The 16,382-nt window shown below is 55.8% G+C and carries 14 protein-coding genes; 7 read left to right on the top strand and 7 right to left on the bottom strand.

Translation table 11 applies throughout. The features are described from left to right. The first annotated feature begins 66 nt into the window (after positions 1–66). Positions 67–312 (top strand): AbrB/MazE/SpoVT family DNA-binding domain-containing protein, encoded by a 246-nt coding sequence (locus DWV16_RS17730; protein ID WP_066453089.1) that lies wholly within the window; start codon positions 67–69, stop codon positions 310–312. A 96-nt stretch (positions 313–408) separates the two neighbouring features. Here DWV16_RS17730 and DWV16_RS17735 read toward each other — a convergent pair whose 3' ends face one another. The 3 genes from DWV16_RS17735 to DWV16_RS17745 form a co-directional block, all read right to left on the bottom strand. Then, the gene (locus DWV16_RS17735; protein WP_118480748.1) at positions 409–1,419 is read right to left on the bottom strand and encodes a DUF975 family protein; all 1,011 of its coding nucleotides are present in this window, start codon (positions 1,417–1,419) and stop codon (positions 409–411) included. 28 nt (positions 1,420–1,447) lie between these two features. Next, on the bottom strand, positions 1,448–2,533 hold the full coding sequence (gene leuB, locus DWV16_RS17740) for a 3-isopropylmalate dehydrogenase (RefSeq protein WP_118480750.1): 1,086 nt from the start codon (positions 2,531–2,533) through the stop codon (positions 1,448–1,450). Positions 2,534–2,627: 94 nt separating this feature from the next. Continuing rightward, positions 2,628–3,284, bottom strand: a complete 657-nt coding sequence (locus DWV16_RS17745) for a histidine phosphatase family protein (protein WP_066453082.1) — start codon at positions 3,282–3,284, stop codon at positions 2,628–2,630. Between the two features lie 173 nt (positions 3,285–3,457). Between DWV16_RS17745 and DWV16_RS17750 the strand changes: the two genes are divergently transcribed. The 6 genes from DWV16_RS17750 (at position 3,458) to prmC (ending at position 10,056) form a co-directional block, all read left to right on the top strand. Next, entirely contained in the window at positions 3,458–4,165 is a 708-nt protein-coding gene (locus tag DWV16_RS17750) for a helix-turn-helix domain-containing protein (protein WP_066453080.1), read from the top strand. Positions 4,166–4,414: 249 nt separating this feature from the next. After that, entirely contained in the window at positions 4,415–5,836 is a 1,422-nt protein-coding gene (locus DWV16_RS17755) for a hypothetical protein (protein ID WP_066453079.1), read from the top strand. Between the two features lie 46 nt (positions 5,837–5,882). Then, positions 5,883–6,587 carry a response regulator transcription factor gene (locus DWV16_RS17760; protein WP_118480752.1) on the top strand — a complete coding sequence of 235 codons (705 nt, stop codon included), beginning with the start codon at positions 5,883–5,885 and terminating at the stop codon, positions 6,585–6,587. 143 nt (positions 6,588–6,730) lie between these two features. After that, positions 6,731–8,137, top strand: coding sequence for a cell wall metabolism sensor histidine kinase WalK (locus tag DWV16_RS17765; protein WP_066453075.1), 1,407 nt, complete (start codon positions 6,731–6,733; stop codon positions 8,135–8,137). A gap of 105 nt (positions 8,138–8,242) precedes the next feature. Then, a complete protein-coding gene (locus tag DWV16_RS17770; RefSeq protein WP_066453285.1) occupies positions 8,243–9,190 on the top strand; it encodes a DUF1385 domain-containing protein in 948 nt (315 codons plus the stop codon). 11 nt (positions 9,191–9,201) lie between these two features. Next, complete coding sequence (prmC, locus tag DWV16_RS17775; RefSeq protein ID WP_158572971.1) at positions 9,202–10,056, top strand: peptide chain release factor N(5)-glutamine methyltransferase; 855 nt, start codon at positions 9,202–9,204, stop codon at positions 10,054–10,056. Positions 10,057–10,215: 159 nt separating this feature from the next. Here the strand turns inward: prmC and glgA are convergent, their stop codons facing one another. From glgA to glgB, 4 genes are read right to left on the bottom strand one after another with little or no spacing between them, the layout of a single operon-like run. After that, the gene (gene glgA / locus DWV16_RS17780; RefSeq protein WP_118480756.1) at positions 10,216–11,643 is read right to left on the bottom strand and encodes a glycogen synthase GlgA; all 1,428 of its coding nucleotides are present in this window, start codon (positions 11,641–11,643) and stop codon (positions 10,216–10,218) included. A gap of 45 nt (positions 11,644–11,688) precedes the next feature. Continuing rightward, complete coding sequence (glgD, locus tag DWV16_RS17785; protein ID WP_118480758.1) at positions 11,689–12,813, bottom strand: glucose-1-phosphate adenylyltransferase subunit GlgD; 1,125 nt, start codon at positions 12,811–12,813, stop codon at positions 11,689–11,691. 4 nt (positions 12,814–12,817) lie between these two features. Then, positions 12,818–14,032, bottom strand: coding sequence for a glucose-1-phosphate adenylyltransferase (locus DWV16_RS17790; RefSeq protein ID WP_066453067.1), 1,215 nt, complete (start codon positions 14,030–14,032; stop codon positions 12,818–12,820). Between the two features lie 50 nt (positions 14,033–14,082). After that, positions 14,083–16,053, bottom strand: coding sequence for a 1,4-alpha-glucan branching protein GlgB (gene glgB / locus DWV16_RS17795; protein WP_118480760.1), 1,971 nt, complete (start codon positions 16,051–16,053; stop codon positions 14,083–14,085). Positions 16,054–16,382 lie beyond the last annotated feature (329 nt).

Consider the following 16,382-nt stretch of genomic DNA (forward strand, 5'->3'; position numbering starts at 1 on the left):
TGGAAAGAAAGCCGGACTGGCTGCCCGGCTTTCCTGTCCAAATTTATTGTAATAGGAGGTATGTTCATGAAATCTACCGGTATCGTGCGCAAAGTCGACGAGCTCGGGCGGATCGTCCTTCCGATCGAATTGCGGCGTACACTGGATATTAACGAGAAGGATTCACTGGAAATCTATGTGGACGGCAACCATATCATTCTGAAGAAGTATGAACCGGCTTGTATCTTCTGCAACAGCGCAATCAACGTTGTCAACTTCAAAGGACGAAATGTCTGTGCCGACTGCGTCAAACAACTTGCGGAAATTGACTGAAGCTCTTTTATTTGATGTGATGTGGGATTTATTGGGAAAGGAAATTTAAAAAGCCTCGGAGCAGCTTGGCTCCGAGGCTTTTTTATATCCATTTTTTCAGGGCTGGTCTTCCCGGTCTTCCGGCTTCTGCGGATCCGGTGGCAGCTCCTGCGCCTGTGCAGCAGGCGGATAGACCACCGGCTGCGGTTCTTGGGACGCGGACTGGCTCGCAGCATCCTGCGTCTCAACATAATGGTCGATCTCCGGTTTATATTCCCGTGTCGCATTGCCTCCTTCCGGCGCGAGTTCCATTTCGCCGCGTGCGATCAGGTAACGCGCGTACATTGCGAACGACGACGCCACATAGGGCACAACGAAAAATGCGGGAACAATAAAGATGCAGAGCAGGTACCAGCCGATGAATGAAAGCCCGAATACAAACAGGCTTCCCTTGTAGCCCTTCACCAGCCGGACGCCCTGTTTGATTGCCTTGCGCACCTTGATTTCAGGATGCTCCGCCAAAATATACGGCGCGAGCATATACCGCAGCGAGATCATTACGCTGAGGATCGCCATGATGATCACCCAGATAACCGCCAGAATGCCGGCGGCCAGCTTAACGACCGGCGGCAGCTCCCCATCAAGGCCGCGCATCGCATAGACAAGCACCCCTCCGCCCGCTAAAAGCGGGATCGCAAGCAGGATCTCCCACAGGAGCATCCGCAGGCCGATCTGGAAATAAAGCCAAAAGGACTTGAAGTAATCCTTCGCAGTTTCAAAATAATAGAAAACAGCGGAAACGCCGTCATCTTCTCCGCCGGTGCGGCGGTAGTACCAGCGCAGGACTCCTTGCTGCAGCGGCGTGGTGATGATAAACATCAGGATGAGGATCAGCACCGAAATCAGCGACGAAGCCAGCGCCAGGTTGGAAAGGTCGTCAAATGCGACGTTTGGGGTCCCAGCGTAGTCAACGAACTCCGGCACGCCGCTCACCAGCCGGATGGCATATTCCAACAGGTTGATAAGCAGCGTGGGGATTGCCGCGATGAACAGAATCCCCACCGCGCGCCCCCACGCGCCTGACATGGCGTGTTTCGCGTTGGATTTCAGCATTTTTGATAAGCCCATAATGTTTTCCTCCTATGGATGTCCAGGGTTACTTGAGCAGCCGCGCCACCTGGCCAGCCACATAGTCTCCCATCTGTTCGGTGGTGTAAACCGGCAGGGACGCATCCCTGATGTCAGCGGTGCGCACAGCGCCGAGCGATTCTTCAACCGCCTGTTCAATCGCGTCCGCCAGGTTCGGCCGATTGAAGGTGTAGCGCATCATCATGCCCACCGAAAGGATGGTGGCCAGCGGATTGGCAAGTCCCTTGCCCGCGATATCCGGCGCGCTGCCATGGATCGGTTCGTAAAGGCCGAGCGTCCCCCCGCCTAGGCTGGCGGAGGCGAGCATCCCGATCGAACCGGAGATCATCGAAGCTTCATCCGAAAGGATATCGCCGAAGATATTGCCGGTGACAAGAACATCGAACTGCGCCGGGTTGCGCACCAGCTGCATGGCCGCGTTGTCGACATACATATGTGAAAGGGATACATCCGGATATTCCTCTGCCACGCGGGTGACTGTCTCGCGCCAGACCCGGGAGGTTTCCAGCACGTTCGCCTTGTCCACCGAAGTGACCCGGCCCCGGCGTTTGCGCGCGAGCTCAAACGCGACCCGCGCGATCCGTTCGATCTCCCAGGTGGCATACTGCATGATGTCATATCCGACCTCGAATCCGTTTTCCTGTTTGCGGTTATGCTCCCCGAAGTAGACATCTCCGGTCAGTTCCCTGACAACTAGTATGTCCACACCAGCGCCGACAATTTCATCCTTGAGCGGCGACGCGGCCTTCAGCGCCGGATAGATGGACGCCGGACGCAGGTTGGCAAACAGCCCGAGCGCCGAACGGATGCCGAGCAGGCCCTTTTCCGGGCGCAGGTTCGAGGGGAGGTTGTCCCATTTCTCCCCGCCGACCGCGCCGAGCAGCACCGCGTCAGCGGCTTTGCACTTCGCGACCGTCTCATCGGGCAGCGGTACGCCGGTTTCATCAATCGCCGCGCCGCCGAGCAGCGCATAGTCGAGGGTGAGCTGGATTTCGGACGCTTCACAGGCAGCTTTCAGCACCTTGACCGCCTGCCTCACAATCTCCGGGCCGATGCCGTCGCCTTCCAGCACACAGATTTTTATCTCTTGCATATTAAAAACCCCTTTGCGTTGAAAATTCCTTCTGAATAACATTTCCGTTCATTTTATCACTGCAATGTAAAAAAGTCCAGCGTTTCCACCTGATTCATTCCCGGTCGACAAAAAACGGCTCGTCAACCTCCCGTTCCTCCTCATAGGGAATCTGCGCGTAGACCTCAAACTTGTGGTCGCGCATCCACATCTGCGGGGTCAGCAGGATCGTATAGCCGCGGCCAGGCTGCACGTTCCAGCGCACCGCTTCCCGCTGCGGCAACCCCATCGCCGCAAGCAGATTCATGATGAGCCCGCCGTGGGTTACAACCGCCGTGGAGGCGGCACGCTTCTCCATCATCTGCGCAAAGATATACGCGAGCGCTTCGACCGCGCGGCCCTGCAGGTCCGCGCCGCTCTCGCCGCCCGGCGCCTTTGTGTCCGGTGGGGATGAGATCCACCTCTGAAAATCCGGATCGCGCTCCAAGTCGCTGATCGCGCGGTTTTCAAACGCGCCGAAATCGAGTTCGCGCAGCTTGTCCACCACTTCGGTGTACCGGTCGGGATAGAGAATCTCAGCCGATTCCTTCGCACGCAGCAGCGGACTGACAAAAACCCGGTCCACCTGCGGGTATTCACAGGCGCGGCGCAGCTCCTCCAGCTGGCGGCGGCCTTCTCCGCAGAGCGGCAGGTCAGTCATGCCGATGTACCGCCCGTCGAGGTTCCCCTGTGTCAGACCGTGCCGGATCAGGTGGATTTTGTATGTTAGCATAAATCAAGCGCCCCTTTTTTACTTTATTCTACAAATATTGATAATATTCGGGATCGACTATTTACAAAAGGTTTTGGGTATTATATAATTTACAATACGTAAAAGACCTTGTGGGCCCGCTTTTTGCGGGTTCTGATATAAAAAGAGAAAAGGTTTTTGAGGGGTATTGACAAATGAACGCTGATTTTCCAAGAGTCCTGACCTTATTGCGCAAAGAGCGCGGGATCAGCCAGAAGCTGGCCGCGTCCAAGCTTGGCATCTCCCAGGCGCTGCTTTCCCACTACGAGAAGGGAATCCGCGAATGCGGGCTGGATTTCCTGATCCGCTGCGCCGATTTCTACGGCGTTTCCTGCGACTATATGCTTGGCCGCTCTCCCGACCGTACCGGCTCCAAACTGACGGTGGAGGATATCCCCGAACCGGATGCGACCGGCAAGGAAAACGTTTTTAAGGCGGGCGTTCTGCCGGTGCTCAACAAAAAGCTCATAGCCAATTCGCTCAATATCCTTTTCGACCTGCTCTCGCGCAGCAGCTGCAAACCGCTGGTGGGGGAGGTTTCGTCCTATCTGATGCTGGCGGTCTACCGGATGTTCCGGCTGGTCTACGGCGCGAACCCGCGCAATCAGAGCGCCCTTTTCACTGTGCCGGAAACGGTCGCGCAGCCCTATGCCGGGGCCGCGATGGACATCTGCTTTGCAAACGCGCAGTCAATCTCCAAAGGCGACCCGGCCGCCGAGATGGAACGCATCCCGAACGTCGACCCGCTCTATGTTACGACTGAGGCGCTTTCGAAGGAATACCCGCTGTTCGCGTCCTCACTTTTAAACCTCATCCAGAATTCCGAGGCGCGCATCGCCTATCCGCCCGCGCCCCGCAAATGATCGAATAAAATTATTTTACCACCTTTCCCCCGACGGCGCAATCGCCAAACCCGGTGTCTTATTTTTCCAAACCGTAAACTTTTTTTGAAAGCCGACGCCTGCGGGCGGCGGCTTTCCTGTATTTTGAGCTCTTTGCGCGTCAAAACTGTTTTTGGCCGCCGGGATATTCCGGCACGCTTTCGTTGACAGAACAGCCATTTTGCTATAAACTGAGTTTATCTATGTGAAACAGTAAAGGAGGGAACCGGGATGGCAAAAAAGCTTTGGCTTTTGGGGGCGCTCATGGCGCTGTGCACGCTGTTGTCCGCCTGTTCCGGTTTCAATCCGGTCACGGAGGAGCTGATGAAGCCGCCGCGTCTCACCGCCGAACAGAAGGAGATCGACGACGCGCTGCACGACGCGGTTATCGCCTCCAACATTAGCTTCAAATATCCCAAGACCGGCGACTACCGTTCAGCCTTTGTGTTCCATGACATCGACGGCGACGGCGAAGAGGAAGCCATCGTCTTTTACGCGGTCAACTTCAACGATTACACCCGCCTTTCGATCATGGACCGGATCGACGGCCAATGGCGCTCGGTCTGCGAAAAGGCCGGCGTCGACCGGGACGTTGAGTTCATCGATTTCGCACGCATCTCCGGACGGCCGCAGGACGATATCATCATCGGATGGTCGAGCGCGGAACGTGAAGAGATGGAGATGAACGTCTACTCCTACGAGGACGGCGAGCTCGAGAGCATCCTTGACAGCAACCGCTCGGACACCTCCTACAACGCCTACCTGATCGACGATTTCAACGCCGACGGGCTTTCCGATATCTGCATGCTCAGCCGGGATTCCGGCACCCGCGCGCAGTCCTCCTGGATCAAGCTGGTCACCTATGACGGCTACAACGTCACCATCACCAGCGAACTGCCGCTCTCCGAGTCGATCCTGCATTTCGCGGGCACCACTTCGGGGCAGCTGACCCTCGCCAACCCACAGAAGGCAATCTTCATCGACGAAATGATTGGCGGGGGGGAGCTGGTCACCGAGGTGTTCACCATTTCAGACCGGGTCCTCGTGCCAGTCATCGGCTATGATCTGGAGTATGCCCAGGAGGAAGGCTCGGAACTCACCGAGGAGGAAATGGAGCAGGCGTCCTCCCTTTACGAACAGACCCGCCGCGCGGATGAAACCGCAATCTGCATGGATATCAACGGCGACGGAGTCATTGAAATCCCCACCAGCTCGCTCCTGCCCGGCTACGAGGACGCCGACAAGGAAGTGGACCCCATCTATCTCACCGAATATAACCAGCTTTCTGGCAGCCGGTTTCACCGGGTCTATGCGGGTGTCTTTAACCACTCGAACCGTTCCGGCGGCTACCGGGTGGAGTTCCCGCCCGAATGGATTGGCCGCGTCACGGTGGTCAACCAGAGTGAAAACGGCGAGTGGAGCTTTATCAAATACGATCCGGAACTCGACGAGCCGCTGCTTGGCATCGCGGGAGAGCTCGCGCGCATTCGGGTGGTTTCCCAGAAAGACTACCAGGATAAATTCCTCGATAACTACAAAATTTTTGAAACCCGCGGCGCGTTTACCTATTACGGTTATGTACCACCGGATTCGGCCGACCCGGAGCTTTCAATCACTCTGACCGAACTGCAGCGGATGTTCCGGCTGCTGTAATGCTTACCTAATGCAGCTATCTCACTTGAAAGGTGGTTTTCCAGATATGAAACGAATTATGGTCGTGGAGGATGAGGACGTCATCCGTGATTTTGAAGTCATCAATCTCAAACGCTCCGGCTATGAGGTGGTGGATGTCCCAAACGGCGAAGAAGCCATGGAGATCTTTGACCGCAATCCCACCTATTTTGACGTGGTTCTGCTCGATGTGATGATGCCCGGCATCGACGGCTTTGAAGTCTGCCGCCGCATTCGGGAAAAAAACGCTTCGGTCGGCATCATCATGCTGACCGCCAAAGGCCAGGAGATGGACAAGGTCAACGGCCTGATGATCGGCGCGGACGACTATGTCACCAAGCCGTTCTCCCCGTCCGAGCTGGTCGCGCGGGTCGACGCAATCCACCGCCGTGTCACCATGACAGCTGAAAGGGCACAGGCCCCAGTCAAAAGCGAACTCAAATCCGGCCCGTTCGTCCTGAATCTCAAGAGCCGCACCGTCTCCAAAAACGGCAAAATCTTGGAACTTACCCAGGTGGAATACCAGATTCTCGAATATTTCTTTTCGAACCCGAACACTGCTCTCAGCCGGCAGGACATCCTCAACAAGGTCTGGGGCGAAAACTATTTCGGGGACATCAAGATCGTCGACGTGAACATCCGCCGGCTTCGTATGAAGCTGGAGGACATTCCCTCCGAGCCGGAATTCCTCCTCACCGTCTGGGGCTTCGGTTACAAATGGGTCCAAAAGTAGCCTTCCCGCCTACGGCGGAGCGCGCTTCGCGCGACGGCTGCTCAAGGGGGTATGTAACCCCCTTTGGATCCCCCGTGGGGAGCCATCTTCGATGGCCCGCCCGCTTCGCGGACGGATTTGGAATATAGAAAGGAGGATGACCCTTGGCTGTCAAGAAAATAACCAAACGCTGGCTGTTCAACAACCTCGGCGTCATCCTTGTGATCCTGATTGCGCTGGAAATCGGGTTTTCGCTTGGCGTACGCGCGTTTTATTACAGCAACGTGCGCGGCGCGATCATGGTGCAGGCCAATACTGTCAAAAACCAGCTCACCGCCTATTCAGAGGACAGCCTTTCCAATTTTACCACCCAGGTGCGCAGCCTTGTGGAAAATTTTGAGGCGCGCAGTTCGATGGAACTCATGGCTATTGACGCGGACGGGAACGTGATCTTCACCTCCAGTGGATTTGAACCAGGGACCGGCATCTACATGCCCGATTTCTATGAGGCGATGCAGAGCCCAATCGGGGAAGCGGAAAAAATCTACACGCAAAACGGCGAAAAGATCATGGCAATCACCGTTTTGTCGCCGGTGGAGGGTACCCAGCTGGCCGCAATGCGTTTCGCCGTCTCGCTCGACTTGGTTGACCAGCAGATCATCCTCTTCATCTTGGTTCTTACACTGATCGGTGTGGCGATCATCTTCTTCGTCATCTTCTCCTCCTCCTATTTCATCAATTCAATTGTCAACCCGGTGGACGAAGTCGGCAAAACCGCCCGTAAAATTGCCCACGGCGATTTCGGCGCGCGGCTGCACAAGAAAAACGACGATGAAATCGGGGAACTCTGCGATACGATCAACTATATGGCTGAAGAGCTTTCCGCCAATGAAAAAATGAAGAACGATTTTATCTCCTCGGTTTCTCACGAGCTGCGTACCCCGCTCACCGCCATCAAAGGCTGGTCCGAAACGCTTGCGGACATGGGCGGCGAGGTCGATGCGGAGATGCTTGCGAAAGGGATGCGGGTCATTGGGAACGAAACCGAACGGCTTGCTCAGATGGTGGAGGAGCTGCTCGACTTCAGCCGTATCCAATCCGGCCGCATGCAGCTTGTAAAGGACCGGATCGACCTGATCGCCGAACTTTCCGATGCGGTGCTCATGTTTGAGGAGCGCGCCAAGCATGAAGGGAAACGGCTTGTCTATGAGGAGCCGGATGTGATCGCGCCGTTTTTCGGCGACCGCAACCGTCTGCGCCAGGTGTTCATCAATATCATTGACAACGCCCTTAAATATTCCGATAAGGGCGACAGTGTGACGGTGCGCGCGAGCGTGACCGACGAGAACATCTGTATTGTCGTTTCGGACACGGGACTTGGCATCAAGGAATCCGACCTGCCCAAAGTCAAGCAGAAATTCTTCAAGGCAAATTCCACCCGCCGCGGATCGGGCATCGGGCTTGCGGTTGCGGACGAGATTGTCTCGCTGCACGGCGGAATGCTCGACATCACCTCCAAAGAAAATGTCGGTACACGCGTGACCATCCTTTTGCCGCGCGTCCAGGCTTAAGCCTTGAAATGTTCACAATTTTGGTGTATGATGTCTTTTGTTGACCGTCCCGGGACACGGGACCGGATGGCTTGCCAGCACGGGAAGCCGGAAAGGATTGATATTTTGAGCGAAAAATCCTGTAGCGCCGCAAAAAAAACTTCTATTGGTGGTCAGGCCCTGATCGAGGGGGTCATGATGCGCGGCCCGTTCACCTCCGCAATGGCCATCCGCAAGCCGGACGGCGAGCTTTATCTGGAGACTTGGGAAACCGGGGCCAATAAATGGTATAATAAGACACCGATCCTGCGTGGCATCTGTAATTTTATTGCAATGTTGATCACCGGTTATAAATGCCTGATGAAATCGGCTGAAATCTCCGGTTTTGCCGAAGAGGAAGGCTCGGAACCGTCGAAATTTGACGCGTGGGTGGACAAGCATCTTGGCGACAGCGCCGTATACATCTTCAATGTGATTGTCACCGTGCTCGCAATGGCAATTGCCATCGGGCTGTTCATGCTGCTGCCGGCCGCGCTGGTCAAATGGGTGGGCGGCATGGCCGCGCTTCCGAATATGGCCCTTTCGCTCATCGAGGGGCTCATCAAAATCGCGGTATTCATCCTTTACCTCTACGCGGTCACCCGGATGAAGGACATCCGCCGGGTTTTTGAATTCCACGGCGCGGAACACAAGACCATCGCCTGCTACGAGGCCGGCGACGAGCTCACGCCGGAAAACGCGAAAAAATATACCCGTTTTCATCCGCGCTGCGGCACCAGCTTTCTGCTCATTGTGCTGGTCGTTTCGATCTTTGTGTTCTCGGTGCTCAGCTGGGAGAACGTCTGGCTGCGCGTCGGGCTGAAAATCCTGCTGCTGCCGGTCGTGGTGGGCCTTTCCTATGAGGTTATCCGGTTTGCCGGACGCCATGACAACCCTTTCACACGGGCCATCTCCGCGCCCGGGCTCTGGCTGCAGAACCTGACCACCTTCGAGCCGGACGAAGTCCAGCTCTCGGTGGCGATCGCTGCCATGAAGCCCTGCATCCCGGAGGACAAAAACGCCGACAACTATTGAGGATGTCATCCATGACCATATCCGAAGTCTATCAAACCGCATATGATAAAAATTTGGACGCGCAGGACCAGGAATCCCGCGCGTTCGATCTTTCCTGCCTTTTGGAGGATTGTTTTGGCCTCGGCAGGTTCGGCCGCGCGCGCGCGGGTGGACAGCCGGCCGACCGCGCGTGCGCAGAGCGATTCTTCGCACTGTGTGAGCGGTATGAGGCCGGGGAACCACTCCAGTACCTGCTGGGCGAATGGGAGTTCTACGGCCTGCCTTTTGAAGTGGGCGAGGGAGTGCTCATCCCGCGGCCGGACACCGAGACGCTCGTCGACCTTGCCCGCTCGTTCCTCAAGGGCCGTGAAGCGCCCGCTGTGGCCGATCTCTGCGCCGGAAGCGGCTGCATTGCGGTGGCGGCGGCGCATTACTTCCCCTCCGCGCAGATTTACGCGCTGGAGCTCTCCGAGGCCGCGCTTGCCTATCTGCGCCGCAATGCCGCCCGCAACCGCGCGGAAAATATCCGGGTGCTGGCCTGTGACGTGCTCCACCCGCCCAAAGGGCTCCCTCGGCTCGACCTGATTCTCTCAAATCCGCCTTATATCCCTGGGCATGAGATGGAAAGCCTTCAGCGCCAGGTACAGCACGAGCCCCAGATGGCGCTCTATGGCGGCGAGGACGGCCTTCATTTTTACCGCGCGATCCCGCCGCTTTATCTTCCCCTGCTCAAGGATGGCGGCATGCTGGCCTTTGAGGTCGGCTATAACCAGGCCGGACAGGTGGCCGCGCTGCTCACGGAAAGCGGCTTTGTCCAGGTCGGAACCCGAAAGGACCTCGCCGGGATCGACCGGGTGGTCTTTGGATACAAAAAGGAACGCCGCTGACGCGGCGTTCCTTTTTTTCCGATTCTGCCGTTGTTCCTATAGAAGGAATGGGTGCGTGGAAAGGGCTGCCCGCCCGTCCCTATGCGGAAAGGCTGCTTTGACGCGTTCAAGAAGCGGCCCATCGGTGCCGCGGACAGAAGTTATGGCCGGCCCGCGCCGTCAGTCCTCCAACGCGCGCTTGTAGACGCCAATGTACTCCGAAGCGGAACGGTTCCAGGTGAAGTCGCTCTTCATCGCCTTCTGCACCGCCTGTTTCCACAGTTCACGGTTGTAGTAAAGCCCACCGGCGCGGTCAATCGCGCCGAGCATGTCGTGGGCGTTATAGGTCTTGAAGGTGAATCCGTTGCCGCTGATATCGTTGCCCATATCGACAATCGAGTCTTTGAGACCGCCGGTCTCACGGACAACCGGCAGGGTACCGTACTGCAGCGATACCATCTGGGCCAGGCCGCACGGCTCACTCTTCGAAGGCATCAGAAATACATCCGCGCCCGCGTAGATCTTGCGCGCAAGATCTGGGATAAAACCGATCTTGACCGCCGCCTTGCCGGGGTATTTGGCTTGCATCTCTGTAAAGAAGCTTTCAAAGATATAATCGCCTGAGCCGAGCGCCACCACCTGCAGCTCCCGTTTCATCAGTTCATCAAAGATATATTGGATGAGGTCAATGCCCTTATGCGCCACAAACCGGGTTACGATACCGACCAGCATGACGTCCTTGTTCTGCTCAAGGCCCATTGCCTTTTGCAGTTCGACCTTGTTGACCGATTTCTTGTCGAGTGTCTCCGGCCCGTAGTTTTCATAGAGCGCGGGGTCCACCTCCGGGTTATAGCTCTGGGTGTCGATGCCGTTGAGGATGCCGACCAGCTTGTGCTGGTTTTGTTTGAGAAGCCGGTCAAGCCCGTGCGCGAACCACGGGTCGGTGATCTCATGCGCATAGGTCGGGCTGACGGTGGTGACAAAGTCGCACACCTCAATGGCGGCCTTCATCATGTTGAGGCAGCCTTCGTACATCATGGTCGGCGCGGCATAGTAAGGCAGGCCGAGCACGTCGGTTGCGATTTCCATGCCGTATTTGCCCTGATACTGGATATTATGGATGGTGAACACCGTCTTAATGCTGCGGTATTTCTCAATCTCCCGATAGAAAATGTTGAGGTATACCGGCGTCATGGCGGTCTGCCAGTCATTGCAGTGCAAGATGTCCGGTTCAAAATCGATATACTGGATCATTTCGCAGACCGCTTTCGAGAAGAACGCGAACCGCTCCGCGTCGTCATAGAACCCATAGATGCCGCCGTCGCGCTTGAAATAATACTCATTGTCGATGAAGTAATATTTGACGCCGTTATAACTGGCCTCAAACACGCCGCAGTATTGGTTGCGCCAGCCAAGCGGCACATAAAAATTGCAAAGGAACTTCATCTTTTCGCGCCATTCCGGTTTAATCGCGCTGTAGAGCGGCACAACCACCCGGCAGGCATGCTGCCTGCTGCGGATTGCGCGCGGCAGCGAACCCGCCACGTCCGCAAGGCCTCCGGTCGCGATAAACGGCGTCGCTTCGCTTGCTACGTATAGGATCTTCATAATGTTCCCCCCTTGTGTTGAGCGTGAATCATGTTTTCTTCCACGTCAGATGGAGCTTCCCTTGGCCACATAGATCGGGTAGGTTTCATATCCGATCAGCGTACGGGAATCACGGATGAGCACATCTTTATCGGTCACGACATATTCGAGATGCGCGTTGTCGCCAACATAGGTATTCTGCATAATGATGCAATTTTTAAGCACCGCCCCCTTGCCGATTTTCGCGCCCCGGAAGATCACGCAGTTTTCCACCTCGCCGTTGATGATGCAGCCATCCGCCATGAGGGAGTTGCCCACCTTGGCGGAAAGGCCGTATTTGACCGGCACCTGGTCGCGGACCTTGGTATAAATCGGCAGATTCTTCGGAAAGAGCTCGGCGCGCACCGCCGGGTCAAGCAGCTCCATGTTGGCCGTGAAATAGGACTTCATCCCCGAAATCTTATGCGTATAGCCCTTGAATTCATACGCTTTGATGTTGCGTTTCCCAATTGATGGCTGCAGCGCATGCCGGACCATCGAATACTGGTCGTGGCTCTTTGCTTCGTTCACCATCCGCTCGAGCAGCGTCTTTTCAAGCAGCAGGATGTTCATATAAACGTAGTGGCTGCCCTTGACATCCGGCCGCACCAGGATATCGGTGACATCTCCCGTCTGCTCGTCAAAAAGGACGGTGGTCGTATCCCGCTGGGATTCGGGAGAAATTTCAGTATTTTTGACCATCATCGAAATCTGCGCGCCGCTCTTGATATGCTCGTTGATAAATGGGCGCAGATCCATGTTGGCAATGATGTCACAGTCGGTGATCAGCACATATTTCGCATCGTTGTGACGGATATAGCTCATTGCGCCGCCCAGCGCTTCCAGACGGCCGCGGTAGATGCCGCTGCCCTGGCTAGCGAACGGCGGCAGGATCACCACCCCGCCGCGCTTGCGCGCGAGGTCCCACGCGCGGCCCGAACCGATGTGGTCCATCAGGCTCTGATAATTCTGCTTGGTGATGATGCCGATGTCGCTGATGTCCGAATTGACCATGCTCGAAAGCGCGAAATCAATGAGCCGGTAGCGGCCGCCGAACGGAACCGAGCCGGTCGTGCGTTTTTCAGTGAGTTCCCCGATCATGCTGTCGTGCATGTTGGAAAATACAATCCCAAGAACTTTGTTTTCCCGCATATCCTTAGCGCACCCCCTCGACGTCTTTGTCAATCATCGCTTTCGGCGGGACCACCGCGCCCGGCCCGACCGTGATGTTGTTGCCGACCACCGCGACGCCCCAGGCATCCTTATCGGTCGCGTCCTCCGGCCGCTGGCCGATGGATGCTCCTTCGCCAATCACGCAATTCTCGGCAATGATCGCGTATTCAACCTTGGCTCCCGCCTTGATGACCGTGTTCGGCATGACAATCGAATCGTGCACAACCGCGCCCTTTTCGACCGTGACGCCTGAGAAGATCACCGAAAAATCGATATCGCCCTCGATGGTGCAGCCTTCGGTGACCATCGAGTTCTGGACGTCCGCGTCGTTTGCCACGTAATGCGGCGGCATGACCGGATTGCGGGAATAGATCTTCCAGCTGTCGTCATAGAGGTCGAGCGGCACCCGCGGGTCCAGCAGATCCATGTTCGCTTCCCACAGGCTGTCGATCGTGCCGACGTCCTTCCAGTAGCCCTCAAAGGGATACGCCACCATCTTCTCGCCGTTTGCGAGCATGGCGGGCAGGATGTTCTTTCCGAAATCCTTGCCGGAAAGCGGATCGGCTTCGTCCTCGATGAGGTATTTGCGCATCTTATCCCATGAGAAGATATAGATGCCCATCGATGCGAGGTTGCTCTTCGGCTGTGCGGGTTTCTCCTCAAATTCAAAGATGCTGCCATCCGGGTATGTATTCATAATCCCGAACCGGGAGGCCTCCTCCATCGGCACCTGCAAGGCGGCGATTGTACAGTCAGCGTTTTTCTCTTTGTGGTAGGCGAGCATCTTCTCATAATCCATCTTATAGATGTGGTCGCCCGAAAGGATGAGCACATACTCCGGATCATACCGGTCGATAAAATTGATGTTCTGATAGATGGCGTTCGCAGTGCCGGTGTACCAGTCGGAACCGGAGGACTTCTGGTAAGGCGGCAGCACAAAGACGCCGCCGTTCACCCGGTCAAGATCCCAGGGCTGGCCGTTGCCGATATATTCGTTCAGGATGAGCGGCTGGTACTGGGTGAGCACGCCAACTGTGTCAATTCCGGAATTGACACAGTTGGAAAGCGGAAAATCGATAATCCGGTATTTTCCCCCAAACGGCACAGCCGGCTTTGCAAGATTTTTCGTCAGCGTGTACAGGCGGCTCCCCTGGCCGCCCGCCAGCAGCATGGCGATCCATTCCTTCTTGCGAAACATCTGTTGATTCCCCCTTAGTAATAAATCATGCGCTTGATTCCCCGACCGCTTTACGCCCGGTCTGCTTTCGGCGCTTTTTTACTGGACTTCTCCCCGGACGGCTTGCCCTCTGCCTTCTTCGCTTTCGCAGCCTTGCGCGGACGGCCTTTTAGGAAAACGACCGAAAGCGGCGGCACGGTCAGCGTAATACTCTGCTTCATGTCATGATCCGGCGTCTTTTTCACACGGATGGCGCCCTTATTCACCACGCCGCTTCCGCCGAACCGCACGTCGTCGGTATTGAGGATCTCATCATAGCTGGTTGCATCCGGCACCCCCACCCGGTAATTCTCCCGGGTAACCGGCGCAAAGTTGCAGACGGCGACAAGCTCGTTTCCCGCTTCGTCCATCCGGCGGAACACGATGATGTTTCTGGCATGGTCGTCGTGCGCAAGCCAGGAAAAACCGTCCCAGCTGTCCTCAACCTGCCAGAACACCGGATTCTCCAGATAAAAATGATTGAGCTCTTTGACAAACAGCTTCATCTGCCGGTGGGATTCGTAATCGAGCAGCATCCAGTCGAGCTGCTGCTTATAGTTCCATTCGATGAACTGTGCGAATTCACAGCCCATGAAGATGAGCTTCTTGCCCGGATGGGACATCATATATGCGAGGAACGCCCGCATGCCGGAAAACTTCACAGCATATTCGCCCGGCATCTTATTGATGAGCGAGCATTTGCCATGCACCACCTCGTCATGGGAGATGGGCAGGATAAAGTTCTCTGAAAAGGCATAAAACAGGCTGAAAGTGAGCTTGTCGTGGTTGTAGCTGCGGAAGATCGGGTCGAGCGACGTATAGGCAAGCATATCGTTCATCCAGCCCATGTTCCACTTGAAGTTGAATCCAAGCCCGCCGACCGAAGCCGGTTTGGTTACGAGCGGCCAGGCGGTGGATTCCTCCGCGATCATGAGGGCCTGTGGATGCTCGGTCAGCACCGACGTATTCAGCTTGCGCAGGAACGCGACCGCCTCGAGATTTTCCTTGCCGCCGTTGATATTCGGCAGCCATTCCCAATCCTCGCGGCCGTAGTCGAGATAGAGCATCGAAGCGACCGCGTCGACCCGCAGCCCGTCGATGTGGTATTTCTCGATCCAGAAGTTGGCGTTTGACATCAGGAAGCACACCACTTCATTGCGCCCGAAATCAAAAATCCGGGTGCCCCAATGGGCGTGTTCACGCTTATGCACATCCTGATATTCGTAAAGCGGCTGGCCGTCGAACTCATAAAGCCCGTGCGCATCCTTTGGAAAATGCGCCGGTACCCAGTCCATAATCACCCCGATGCCCGCCTGATGCAGCCGGTCGATGAGATACATGAAGTCATGCGGCGTGCCGTAACGGGAGGTCGGCGCGTAATAGCCGGTGACCTGGTAACCCCAGGAACCGTCGTACGGGTATTCCATCAGCGGCATAAACTCGACATAGTTATAACCCATTTCGAGCAGATAATCGGCCAGTTCATCCGCGAGTTTGCGGTAGCTGTAGGGGTTGCCGTCCGAATACCGCCGCCAGGAGCCAAGGTGCATCTCATAGATATTCATCGGACTGCGGTAGGGGTTGTGATCCTTGCGGGATTCATACCAGGCCGCGTCGTCCCAGGCATAGCCTTCGATATCATAGAGCTTGGAAGCTGTTTCAGGACTGGTCTGCGCATGGAAGGCATACGGATCGGCCTTCATAAGGGTGCGGCCATCCTTGGCGGTGATGCAGTATTTATAGATATCAAATTGCTGCAGATCCGGAATTACGCACTCCCAAATGGATTTATCCTCAAGCTGTTCCATGGGATTGGCCTGTCCGTCCCAGTTGTTGAAATCCCCCACCACAGAAACCTGCCGGGCATTCGGCGCCCACACACGGAAGATGAAACCTTCGGTTGTCCCAATCTTACAAGGATGCGCGCCCAGATATTCATAAGCCTTGTAATTCGTTCCCTGATGAAATAGATACAATGGTAAGTTGCCTTTTGACTTTGCCATTGTCTTCACCCCCCTTTGTTATACTATAGCAGGAATTGGTGTTTTTTTCAAGTATTTATTGTGAAATTTCCAGTAAAACAACTTGTAAAAAGCGTTAAGCTTTGTTGGTTTTGCATATTATTTTTCAATACAACTATACTATTCGCCAAACCAGGGCATTTTATGACCTTTCCCGCGGCACCCGAGGTATTATTATAGCATAAATCGTTTGTCGTTTTTGGTGGTAAATAGTGCCTGGGTGCGAAAGACTTGTGGCCCCCGTCCGCAAGTCTTTTTGCTCCTCGCTGCCCGGCGCCATGCGCCGGAGCGCGGCTGCGCCGGAGCGCGGC

The sequence above is a fragment of the Anaerotruncus sp. AF02-27 genome (genome assembly GCF_003465835.1).
GTDB lineage: Bacteria > Bacillota > Clostridia > Oscillospirales > Ruminococcaceae > Anaerotruncus > Anaerotruncus rubiinfantis.